Origin of the sequence: Prevotella sp. oral taxon 313, assembly GCF_003043935.1 — a bacterium.
Classification (GTDB): domain Bacteria; phylum Bacteroidota; class Bacteroidia; order Bacteroidales; family Bacteroidaceae; genus Prevotella; species Prevotella jejuni.
The window spans coordinates 2,086,449-2,098,749 of record NZ_PYXE01000001.1 but is presented as its reverse complement, the minus strand read 5'-3'; the positions used below and the strand labels follow the sequence as shown (position 1 = coordinate 2,098,749).

The window sequence follows — 12,301 nt, the reverse complement described above, 5'->3', positions numbered from 1 at the left end:
TTACAAAGAAGGCGAAGAAAGTAAGAAAGGGCGCATGGCGGATGCCTTGGCTCACGGAGGCGATGAAGGACGTGATAAGCTGCGATAAGCCTTGGGTAGGTGCAAATAACCTTTGATCCAAGGATTTCCGAATGGGACAACCCAGCAGGTTGAAGACCTGTTATCACTACAGACGTAGTGAGGCGAACGGAGGGAACTGAAACATCTTAGTACCTCTAGGAAGAGAAAATAAACTAATGATTTCCCTAGTAGTGGCGAGCGAACGGGAAAGAGCCTAAACCTGCTTTGTGGCAACGCTTAGCAGGGGTTGTAGGACCACGTTGTCGTACTTAGATTGTGAGGAGAATCTACTGGAAAGTAGAATCATAGAAGGTGATAATCCTGTATCCGAAGCATGACGAGACGTAGTGGTATCCTGAGTAACGCGGAACACGTGAAATTCTGCGCGAATCTGCCGGGACCATCCGGTAAGGCTAAATACTCCCGTGAGACCGATAGTGAACGAGTACTGTGAAGGAAAGGTGAAAAGCACTCCGATTAGGAGAGTGAAATAGTTCCTGAAACCATGCGCCTACAAGCGGTCGGAGCCGCGTAAGCGGTGACGGCGTGCCTTTTGCATAATGAACCTACGAGTTACCATGTCTGGCAAGGATAAGTAACAAGAGTTACGTATCCGCAGTGAAAGCGAGCCTGAATAGGGCGTCAAGTCAGATGGGGTAGACGCGAAACCAAGTGATCTACACTTGCCCAGGTTGAAGTTCGGGTAACACCGAATGGAGGACCGCACGGATAAGCGTTGAAAAGCTTCCCGATGAGGTGAGTGTAGGAGTGAAAGGCCAATCAAACTTGGAGATAGCTCGTACTCCCCGAAAGGCATTTAGGTGCCGCGTGCATCGATCTCCATAAGAGGTAGAGCGACCGATAGGTCAAGAGGGCTTCACCGCCTATCGAGACCTGACGAACTCCGAATGCTTATGGACAGCAGATGTGCAGTAAGGGGGCGGGTGCTAAGGTCCGTCCCCGAGAGGAGAAGAATCCAGACCGCCGTCTAAGGTCCCGAAATTCTGTCTAAGTTAGTCTAACGAAGTCTGGTCCCCGTGACAGCTAGGATGTTGGCTTGGAAGCAGCCATTCATTCAAAGAGTGCGTAACAGCTCACTAGTCGAGGGTCCGGGCATGGATAATAATCGGGTATAAGTCAGATACCGAAGGCGCGGGATAGTAATGTATATTAAAAGTATCGGTAGGGGAGCATTCCATCGACGTTGAATGGTGAAGGTAACTGATCCTGGAGTTTATGGAAAAGCAAATGTAGGTATAAGTAACGATAAAAAGGGTGAGATTCCCTTTCGCCGAAAGACCGAGGTTTCCCGGGCGATGCCAATCAGCCCGGGGTTAGTCGGGTCCTAAGTCTCAGCCGAATGGCGAAGGCGATGGCAGATGCGGTTAATATTCCGCAACTCGCATTATCAGTGACGTGGAGACGGAGCAGTGACACTGCCGCGCCCTGACGGAATAGGGCGTTTAAGTGCGTAGGTTATGATAGTGGCAGGCAAATCCACCACTTGAGCTGAAACACGAAAGTACAGCATTTCCTTCGGGAAGAGTTGAGTGCAGGTAATCATACTTCCGAGAAAATCCGCTAAACTTAATGATACTGCGACCCGTACCGCAAACGGACACACGTGGTCGGGTAGAATATACTAAGGCGTTGAGAGATTCATGGTTAAGGAACTAGGCAAATTGACCCCGTAACTTCGGGATAAGGGGTCCTCATAGTAATATGAGGCGCAGAGAATAGGTCCAGGCAACTGTTTAACAAAAACACAGGGCTGTGCAAACTCGAAAGATGATGTATACAGCCTGACACCTGCCCGGTGCTGGAAGGTTAAGAGGAGATGTCACTAGCAATAGGAAGCATTGAATTGAAGCCCCAGTAAACGGCGGCCGTAACTATAACGGTCCTAAGGTAGCGAAATTCCTTGTCGGGTAAGTTCCGACCTGCACGAATGGTGTAATGATCCGGACGCTGTCTCAACCATGATCTCAGTGAAATTGTAGTATCGGTGAAGATGCCGATTACCCGCGATGGGACGAAAAGACCCCGTGAACCTTTACTACAGCTTAGCATTGACCTTGGTCATCCGATGTGTAGGATAGGCCGGAGGCTTTGAAGCGGGTGCGCCAGCATTCGTGGAGCCATCCTTGAAATACGGCCCTTTGGCTGTCTGAGGTCTAACGCGCCTGTGGCGCGGACACTGCTTGGTGGGTAGTTTGACTGGGGTGGTCGCCTCCAAAAGTGTAACGGAGGCTTCCAAAGGTGCCCTCGGGCCGATTGGTAACCGGCCTTATAGAGTGCAATGGCATAAGGGCGCTTGACTGGGAGGCAGACATGCCGAGCAGGCAGGAAACTGGGGCATAGTGATCCGGCGGATGTGTATGGAAACTCCGTCGCTCAAAGGATAAAAGGTACTCCGGGGATAACAGGCTGATCCCCCCCAAGAGCTCATATCGACGGGGTGGTTTGGCACCTCGATGTCGGCTCGTCACATCCTGGGGCTGGAGAAGGTCCCAAGGGTTGGGCTGTTCGCCCATTAAAGTGGCACGCGAGCTGGGTTCAGAACGTCGTGAGACAGTTCGGTCTCTATCTATCGTGGGCGTTGGAGTTTTGCGTGGTGCTGACACTAGTACGAGAGGACCGTGTTGGACAGACCTCCGGTTTACCAGTTGTGCCGCCAGGTGCACCGCTGGGTATCTGAGTCTGGATTGGATAAGCGCTGAAAGCATCTAAGTGCGAAGCCAGCCGCAAGATGAGAGCTCCTCATAAGGGTCGTCATAGACGATGACGTTGATAGGGTGTAGGTGTAAAGACGGTGACGTCAAAGCCGAGCACTACTAATTGCCCGAAACTTTCTTCGGGTCTTCCGCCTCCAGAGTTTGGAGAGCGGAGACCAGTGACTCAGACTTTGAGTTGTGTAATCTTCTTGATAGGAAGATATGAGTTCTATATGTTTTGCTTGTGGAAATACGTCACCTTATACGGCTGACAAGTCAGTAGACGAGTTGACAAGATAACGAGTTATCGAGTAAATGAGTTATTAGTTTTATAGACAATGTTTAACAACGGCTCTACTGATAAGAAGATATAAAGAAGACAAGGATAAAGACAAATAACTAGTCAACTTGTCAACTGTGAACTAGTCAACCGAGAGAAATATTAGGTGGTTATTGCGGCGGGGTCCCACCTCTTCCCATTCCGAACAGAGAAGTTAAGCCCGTTTGTGCCGATGGTACTGCAATGCAATGCGGGAGAGTAGGTGGCCGCCTTCTTTTATGAGAGCCTTGAAGAGAAATCTTCAAGGCTCTTTTTTTGTTGTTAGTTGATTATTGATAGGTGTTGATAGTGTGTTGTTAGTGGATGTTTATGGGCTAATGAGGCTAATAAAAGCAATGAGCCTTATATGGCTAATGAGCCTAATGGCGTAAGGCTGATAGGGCTAATGGGCCTAATGGCGTTGGGCTGATAGGGCTAATGAGCCTAATAGCGTTGGGCTGATAAGACTGATGGGCCTAATAGAACAGGGGCTGATTGGGCTGAGGGGGCTAATAGTGTAAGGCTGATAAGGCTTATGGGCCTAATAGCGTTGGGCTGATAAGACTGATGGGCCAGATAGAATAGGGCTGATAGGGCTTATGAGCCTAATAGCGTAAGGCTGATAGGATTAATGAACCTAATATCGTAGGGCTGATAGGACTAATGAGCCTAATAGCGTAAGGCTGATAAGGGTAATTGGTCTAATAGTGTTGGGTTGATAGGGCTAATGGGCCTAATAGTGTAGGGCTGATAGGACTAATGGGCCTAATAGAACTGGACTGATATGGCTAATGGGCCTAATAGACAGAGCTGATATGGCTAATGGGCCTAATGGCGTTGGGCTGATAAGACAAATGAGTCTAATAGCGTAGGGCGGATAGGGCTATTGAAACTAATAACTAATAGGGATGATAGTATTGGGTAATGAGGATTATAAGTCTAATGTTATATGGCTGATAAGATTAATGAGATTATTAGGATAACCACTGATTTATTGTGAGACGCATTGGTATATATTAATGTAATATAATGTATAATAGATTATATCACCAAAGTCCCTTTAGAATGGCTATAGGTTAGATTTACAGAAGTATTGTGATGGGTAATTAGTTTTATTTAGTATGTTATTAGAAGATGTCCTAAATCGTTTTCTCTAACATATTAAGAGGCACAAAAGGATGTTATTTATTGCGCTTTGGGTGACAGTGGTTAAGGTACGGCTGGCATGTAGAGGAGGTGATTTAGAGGGGACATGGTGAGGGAATTAGAGTAGAGCAATAGTGGGCAGAATGGAGTTAGAGAGGTATTTAGAGTGAAACTAAAGTTGGTATAATGGAATTAGAGAGGACTTTAGAGTGGAGCAAGAGTGGGTAGAATGGAGTTAGAGAGGTATTTAGAGTGAAACTTTAGTGAGTAGAATGGATTTAGAGAGGGCTCTAGAGTGTATTTGGATGGAGCTTTAGAGTTGATTAAGAGGGGACTTTAGAGTGGATAGAGGAGATTTAGAGAGGATTTTGAGAGGTATTTGGAAGAAATTGGAAGGTTCTGATGGGAGTTAGAGAGAAGACGGCTATTAATCGTTTATTGTAATAGTTGAGAATCAAGTATATGGGGTGTTTGCTTGGTGGAAGGGCTGAATTATAATGGGTCAACATCAAAGTAAACTTGGAGAGCACCATATCTTTTATCCTTTAGAAGTTCGTGTATTGTATTATGGAGAGATTGGCGGACACGAGCATAATCGATGCCTATCTCCAGTTTAAGCATGATTTTTCTTATACTTAAAGTTTTGACACGTGCCACAGCAGGTTTGTCAGGACCGAGGATACGGTCACCGAAAACCTCATGTAGTCTACTACCAAGTTCCAAACCAGCAGTATTTACAATATTCTCGTCTCTGTGCTTTAAATAGACATAGATGAGTCGATAGAACGGAGGATAATGAAAATCACGCCTCTCGACCAGCAAATCGTTGTAGAACGACTGATAATCATTATGTACGACTTGCTGAATAATTGGCAAGTCAGGGCTCTTTGTTTGCAGAATAACTAATCCCTGTTTCCCCTTCCTACCCGCACGTCCACTCACCTGGCTCATCATCATGAATGATTGTTCGTATGCTCGAAAGTCAGGGAAGTTCAACATCGAGTCTGCATTAAGGATACCTACGACCGAAACCTTATCAAAGTCAAGCCCCTTCGTAATCATCTGTGTGCCTATCAGAAGGTTACTTTTACCTGCAGAAAAATCGTTAATTAGACGTTCGTAAGCATTGCGTGTGTGTGTAGTATCAAGGTCCATACGTGCAATGCGAGCCTCAGGGAAAATGAAGCTTATCTCGTCTTCAATCTTCTCCGTACCATACCCACGTCCTCGTATGTCTTCACTTTCACAACAAGGGCACACATCCGGCACCTTCATCGTGTATCCACAATAGTGACAAGACAGGTAGTTCATATTCTTGTGGTGCGTCAGAGACACATCACAATTCGGACATTTCGGTACCCATCCACACTGTCTACACTCCACCATCGGTGCAAATCCTCGTCGGTTTTGGAACAAGATAGCCTGTTCACCACGTCCCAAAGCTTCACGAACAGCAGAGAGCAGGCGAGGAGAGAAAGCCCCTTTCATTATCTTACGGCGGTAGAGATCTTTTATATCTACGATTTCTATTTTCGGCAACTGTATGTCCTTATATCGACGAGTCAGTTCCACAAGTCCATATTTCCCTTGTTTTGCGTTGTAATAGCTTTCCATTGAAGGCGTAGCCGTCCCTAAGAGCGTTTTCGCCTCAGGATACATCTGTCCCAAGACAATAGCGGCCGAACGAGCATGATAACGTGGAGCAGGGTCCTGTTGCTTGTAACTTTGGTCGTGTTCTTCGTCGATAATAATCAATCCAAGTCGATGAAATGGGAGAAAAATGGCACTTCTCGCACCCAAGATAACACTATATGGATTATCAGATAACTGCTTTTGCCATATTTCAACACGTTCCGCATCGCTGTATTTACTATGATAAATACCCAACTGATCGCCAAATACAGCCTTCAGACGTTCTGTAATCTGTATTGTAAGAGCAATTTCAGGCAAGAGATATAGTACCTGCTTCTTCTCATTGATAGCCTTTTGAATAAGGTGAATATAGATTTCAGTCTTTCCCGAAGACGTCACTCCATGCAGTAAAGTCACTCTATGCCCCATCATCTGTATGAGAATCTGATTGTAAGCCTCAGTCTGTGCTTCGTTTAGAGGCTTCATGTTCTCAGGACGGGAAGGACTACCATGATTTAATCGGCCAACCTCTTTCTCGTAGGTGACAAGGATTTTCCTATCTAATAATGCACGAATGATACCGATAGAAGCGTGGGTAACGTTCATCAATTCCTCTCTTGTCACCTCACGAAACTCTGTTTGGGGCGAAATTTGGTCCATTTCATCGACACCAGCCAGCTGTAGATAAGCCATAAGAACGTCCACTTGCTTTGTTGCACGCTTCATAGAGTCAATCACAAGCGTAAGTGTACGTTCATTGCGAAAGTTATCTGCCAGTCGGATATAAAGTTCTGTTCGTGGTCGATAGCCATCTTGTTCCTTCAAACCCGATGGCAAAGCAGCCTTATAGACATCCCCGATAGGTGACATATAATAGTCTGCAATCCAATACCAAAGTCTCAGCTGCTGTGGAAGAAGCACCGGAGTAGCGTCTAATACCTCAAGAATGTCTTTATAAACAATCTTCTTTTCGCCACTCTCTATTCCTTTTTCAGTTGCAGGGGGAGTAATAGGATACTCAGCAACGATACCCACATATCGCTTACTCTTGCCTAATGGGACAATAATACGTACACCGACCTGTACCTTAGGAGCCAGTGCATCTGGTATCGTATAGGTGAACAACCCATCTAAAGGTAAGGGTAATATGATATTTGCGTATGTCATTAGCTTATTTTCTATCCAATATTCTATTTATGTTATCCAAGAGAATGTGAAAAGCAGGCTGCATCATCGCCCCATGGTCGTGTCCTCCGAGTTCATATAGATAGCTCTCTTCGTGTCCACAGAGTTTCAACATCCGCCATAGGTAAGCATTTTCCTCATAACGACCGAATAGTTCCATATTTCGATCTCCTGTGATTAAGACCATTGGCGGGACCAAGTTACGAACCCAATAGAGTGGGGCATACTCATCAACAAGCGGTTGAAGTGCACCCCTTCCATGCATCTCTCGATAAGAAAAGTGGGAGATAGTCTGGCCGCTGAAGGGTATCAAGCCACGAATACTATCAGCATCAATCCCATACTTGCCCAACAGTGCCTTATTCAAACCAACCATCATTGTCAGATAACCACCAGCAGAATGTCCTGTCACAAATATCTTTCGACAGTCTCCGTTGTATTCTTTCGCATGATGAAAAGCCCAAGCTACGGCCTCGGCGGCATCATCCAAGCAGCTATCAATCGTCACATTTGGTAGCAGTCGATAATTGACACCAATAACAACCAAACCCTTCTTCTTCAGTTCGATGGGTATTCCCTTATGCCCAAAAGTAAGTCCACCACCATGAAACCAGACTACAACTGGGCAATCCTTCATCGTTTGTGGGTAATAGACATCAACTTTTAGACGTTCGCGGGCGTATGAATCCGTCTTTATCGAGTAAGGAATGTCATTCACTGTCATGTAATTTACATCAGAAGAGTTTTTTTGCGCCTTTAATACCAATGATTGAGTAAGTAACAACACTGCGACGATTAAGAAGAACTTTATTCTATTCAGCATCATTCTATCAAGTATTTTAAGTCAGTCTGAATACAAATGTACAAAGAAAAAAAGAAAGAACGATAACTTTATAGAACAATAATATAAAAAAACAATATCATGTGATTTCGGTTAGCTAAGGTCACCATGCGTCTCAACAAGTTTACGTTTAGGGAGAGATATGAGGAGAACACACACTTAATCGTCTATTGAAATGACAGACGAATAGCAAGATTTTAACTCATGAACTCTATCTTCTCGTGTGAAGAAATACTTCATCTATGCTATGTGCATTAATCCCTCTATGTTTCAAAACTGTTAGTTTGGTTATGAAAAATCATTACTTCGTAGCAGTATGTATTCCCTCAATATATGCGTATGATGTTTCTTAAAGTAGAACTCGTAACATTCAGTAAAACAACTTGTTATATATGGCATTAAAGAAGACGCCCTTCTTGCTTCAAGAAGGGCGTCTTCTATATCCAAGAAAGGCATGTTCTCGATCGTAGAGAGGCGTTTTCTTGCCTCTTATTCGGCCTCTCTTTGCATGGAGAGAAGAATGGTTAATGAAATATATTTACATTCCCTGTTAGAACGTTCGTCGTCTTCTCCCCTTCTTATAAGTGCATCCTCACCAATCTGAGAATACTGTTCTCACTGGTGAGGATGCTCGTTTTGTATCTGTCGGACAGTTCCCTCTGTGCGTATTTGAGACGAGTAATGCTGATGTCCTTCGTTTTAGAAGAAATAAGCCACCCCCACCTGCCATGAGCTATTACGACTATCCTTCTTCTTAAAGGCCGATGTAGCAGCATCGGTAGCCGTCTTCCAGGTAGCATGACCAGTCTTTCCGCAAGCGATATTATAGTTGGCACTCACCTGCAGGTGCTTAAATGCAGTAACACCAAAGCCAAGGTTAATACTGAAATTACTATTCTTTAAGGCGTAGGTACTACTCATGTTCCATTGATACTCTTTCTCTCCAATGTTGAAAGCGACTTGCGGACCACCAAAGAAGAATACACTTGCCACGCTACCTAAGCCGATAGAGTATCGTGCATTCACTGGTATTGCAATCTGCTGTTGCTTAACAGTCTGCGTCATCGTGGCATAATCGAGTTTAGCAGAACGATAGTCGTATAGGACAGAAGCATCCATACCTAAGCCAACAACGGGTAATGTGAATTTTACCGTTGGTCCAATGAACCAGCCAGCTTGGTTAGTTTTGTCAAAGACATCACTATCAAAGTAGAAATCACTTACATTCAATCCTGCCTTCACACCAAATTTCAATGGTTCGTCAGCCTGAATAGGGGTGGAGAAGATAAATGATAGGGCTAAGAAAGCCAATGAGATAATTTTCTTCATAACCTTAAGTGTTAATGATAAAGAACTAAATTCACTCCTCATCATGCAAAGTTTATATGCTTACACATTTGAGAGAGGACCCGAAATAGTACTACTATTCGAGCATCTTTATACATAAACCCTATCAGAAAGAGTATTATTGCCCAATTAGAATTAATTAAGGTTGGTTCTATAAAATTCCTTTAATGATGTTTTAAGTATAACTCATTAAAGGCAGATTCCATCGAGGAATTTATAGAACCAACCTTAAGAAAAATTATTAATGACGCTCGCGGCGAACCGTGACACGTGCTGGTGAAGCAGCAGCACTACCATTAGAAGACGGGCGGCGAGAGCGTCTAACGCTGCTTGTAGACGGACTTGTGCGACGTGAACGGCCCAATTTTCGTGGTGCATTCTCACCCTCCTTGGCAGCAGTAATACTATCAAGGCTATCACGTCGAGCAGGGTCACCATAGATGTTCTTCTCAAATTCAACCAATTCACGCTCTATCTTCTTCTGTTCAGCAGCCATCGCAGAGTCATTAGGGCAGTATTGTGCGAGTGTTCTACCCAGCATATTGGTTGTCTTGTAAATCTTTCCTTTATAGAGGTTCATCGTGAAATAATCGTCAACACTCATTGTTGCAGCGTTATTCAGATTACTTGTCATAATCGTTTGCTTAGCAAGGAAAGGGGCCAAGTCATCGTAACGAACCCAGAATAATGGGTATTTAACCTCCCCATCACCGAAGTCATCTTCACGATACATAATCGGACAGAGGGCAACAACCTTACGATGGAAGGTAGCTGTACCTTGGTCATAATAAGCACTCTCTTTGAGGTAGTAGCCCTTAACCTCACCTGATGGAATGTCGCTATTATCAAGTCGAATACCGTGGTCGGTGCGTTCGTAGAAGATATGATAGTTATCGAGGAACTGCAAAGGTTTGATACGTGCAGAGTCAGTAAATATCTCATTGCCATCCATTCGGTAGTTATATGCCGCAATACCACCACGGTTAGGGCCACTCATCATCAACTTGAAGATGTAAGTAAAGAGATTCATTTGCGAGCCAACAGGTTCTGTTGGATAGTACAAACCAGCATTTGCATCCTCGGTAAGTTTGAGTTCACGATAGATATCACGTCTCCAAACAACATCCTCTTGCATAGGAGCCGTTGTAGGGAAGGATATCTGCGCACGTGTTGTAATGGTGTTAGCAGGCGATTGGTGCTGTTGTTGATTACGACGTGCAGCAGGCTGTGCACTTACAGAGAGTGCCAAACACGCTGTGCAGACTATGAGAAATATCTTTTTCATTGTTGTTTTGTTTGTTCTTTACTAAAAGCAAGGGGCAGACATAGCATGTGATGAGCCGTTATAGCAGCAGTGTTATCTAATAACTCGTCTACTTGTCAACTCGTCAACTCGTCAACTACTACCTCACAATAACCTCCATATTTCTGCCATTGAGCGTTCGAGTGGTACCATCAGGCCCATGAACGACAACATTAGTGATGTAGAAACGCTTGTTACGACTCAACTGTCGGAACTGTTCCTTCTGTTGTGCAGAGAACGAAGCACCGTTACTTGCTAATGGAACAGCGTTGCCCATGTTATCAAAGAAGACTACACGGAAGCTGGTTACATTGAAAGGAATGTCAAGCAGACCATCATCAATAGCAGCTTGGATGCCTGGTGCTGACATAAGGGCAGCCTTAGAGAGGGCTCCACTCTTAAATCTATCTGCGCCCATAGCGATATATGGCGATGGATCCGGCAATTTTCTTACTCGGAACTTATAATCTCCAATCTTCCTACCCTTGGCAGAAACGGCTATTGTCACAGGTTGACCTACGGTTGAAGGACGTGCAATAAAATGGCCGCCACCCCTTGCGACGAGTGATCCTCCCGACATCGTTGCCTGTACATCACTCTGAGACGTGTTCGGAATACTGATGGTGATGGGGTTATCAAAGCCCGCATAGAGAACATTCATGAGGTCGGCTGCTATCGTGGCCATGCCATCGAATGGAGGAACCTTCTGCATTCCTTGTGGACTGATATACTCTTTAGGTTGCGGACCACCCGTTACCCAGTAGTCTTGTGAGAAGGTTCTACGCAATACATTACCGGTCAGGTCCTTAATAAGGATGTATCCGCTTAATGTATGCTTACCTGGTGCACCCGCCTTAACGGTAATCTGATTACCCTTGATAAGTTGTCCGTTGACATAGACCTGCGGTTGTTGTGTAGAGTCAACAGCCCCCATAAACATCTGTGCCGTCATGGTCTCGCCAGGATAAAGGCGTGTCTGACTTGGAACAACGAAAGCCTGTAGTTTGTTGACACGTAGGTCTTTCAAGCCAACATTGGCCACTAAGGTGTGTAAAACCTCTCCCTCAGCATAGCGAACATCGCTCTGTAGTTTCGAGAGGAGCGTTACGGCCGCCGCAACAGGCATGTTCTCGAACATATACTCCTCCCAATTCTTCCCCATGGAATGCTTTGGAACATCCGTAGAGAGGTTACTTGCGATGATTCTCTTTTGTCGTGGGTCTGTTACGAACTGTAGGATACGTGCTCGATAGTTGTTGATAGCCTCGTAGAGCTTGTGCCCCTGTCCGTTAGCAGGGTTCAACATGATATAGCTGGCAGCCTCAATATTGTCTTTCCCTTCTATTTTCAAGGGGTCACCTTTCTCACCATCAGCCTCACGAACGATGGCTACTTTCAACGCTTGTGCATAATTATAGAGAGAGTCACTCATCTCTCTAACCGTTGATGCCATCACAAACCACTGTTTAACCTTTTGTGGGTTCTTGCGCATCATTTGGTCTATTTCGCCAAAGATAGCCTCGTTCTCCTTGGATGAATTTCCCGTTGTGCGATTAAGGCTCTCCTCAACAACGGAGAAGCCATTGAGTACCTCGGTGGAGATATTTAATGCCAACATAGCCATGAGGACGATATACATGAGGTTAATCATCTTCTGGCGAGGGGAAATCTTTCTCTTTTTAATAGCCATTAATTCTATTATTTGCAGTGAGAAGAGGGCTATAAAGCATTCTCTTCCCTACCATAATACATCG

General features: G+C 44.8%; 5 protein-coding genes and 2 rRNA genes. 2 read left to right on the top strand and 5 right to left on the bottom strand.

Annotated features, from left to right (window positions below; all coding sequences use genetic code 11):
• Positions 1 to 14: 14 nt before the first annotated feature.
• Together AXF23_RS08310 and rrf are read left to right on the top strand one after the other, a co-directional pair.
• Positions 15 to 2,917: ribosomal RNA gene (locus tag AXF23_RS08310) — 23S ribosomal RNA — on the top strand.
• A 299-nt stretch (positions 2,918 to 3,216) separates the two neighbouring features.
• Positions 3,217 to 3,329 (top strand): 5S ribosomal RNA (gene rrf, locus AXF23_RS08305).
• A 1,402-nt stretch (positions 3,330 to 4,731) separates the two neighbouring features.
• On the opposite strand, the gene priA is transcribed toward rrf, so the two are convergent.
• The 5 genes from priA to gldM form a co-directional block, all read right to left on the bottom strand.
• A complete protein-coding gene (gene priA / locus AXF23_RS08300; protein WP_107624960.1) occupies positions 4,732 to 7,038 on the bottom strand; it encodes a replication restart helicase PriA in 2,307 nt (768 codons plus the stop codon).
• Between the two features lie 4 nt (positions 7,039 to 7,042).
• Positions 7,043 to 7,882 (bottom strand): alpha/beta hydrolase, encoded by an 840-nt coding sequence (locus AXF23_RS08295; RefSeq protein WP_107624959.1) that lies wholly within the window; start codon positions 7,880 to 7,882, stop codon positions 7,043 to 7,045.
• Between the two features lie 714 nt (positions 7,883 to 8,596).
• Positions 8,597 to 9,226 (bottom strand): porin family protein, encoded by a 630-nt coding sequence (locus tag AXF23_RS08290; protein ID WP_107624958.1) that lies wholly within the window; start codon positions 9,224 to 9,226, stop codon positions 8,597 to 8,599.
• Positions 9,227 to 9,485: 259 nt separating this feature from the next.
• On the bottom strand, positions 9,486 to 10,529 hold the full coding sequence (gene gldN / locus AXF23_RS08285; RefSeq protein ID WP_107624957.1) for a type IX secretion system ring subunit PorN/GldN: 1,044 nt from the start codon (positions 10,527 to 10,529) through the stop codon (positions 9,486 to 9,488).
• A gap of 118 nt (positions 10,530 to 10,647) precedes the next feature.
• Positions 10,648 to 12,237 carry a type IX secretion system motor protein PorM/GldM gene (gene gldM, locus AXF23_RS08280; RefSeq protein WP_107624956.1) on the bottom strand — a complete coding sequence of 530 codons (1,590 nt, stop codon included), beginning with the start codon at positions 12,235 to 12,237 and terminating at the stop codon, positions 10,648 to 10,650.
• Between the last annotated feature and the right edge of the window lie 64 nt (positions 12,238 to 12,301).

Excerpts from the sequence above, each read along its gene's own strand:
- AXF23_RS08290 (WP_107624958.1), bottom strand. The coding sequence starts at position 9,226 with ATGAAGAAAATTATCTCATTGGCTTTCTTAGCCCTATCATTTATCTTC.
- gldM (WP_107624956.1), bottom strand. The coding sequence starts at position 12,237 with ATGGCTATTAAAAAGAGAAAGATTTCCCCTCGCCAGAAGATGATTAAC.
- AXF23_RS08295 (WP_107624959.1), bottom strand. The coding sequence starts at position 7,882 with ATGATGCTGAATAGAATAAAGTTCTTCTTAATCGTCGCAGTGTTGTTA.
- priA (WP_107624960.1), bottom strand. The coding sequence starts at position 7,038 with ATGACATACGCAAATATCATATTACCCTTACCTTTAGATGGGTTGTTC.
- gldN (WP_107624957.1), bottom strand. The coding sequence starts at position 10,529 with ATGAAAAAGATATTTCTCATAGTCTGCACAGCGTGTTTGGCACTCTCT.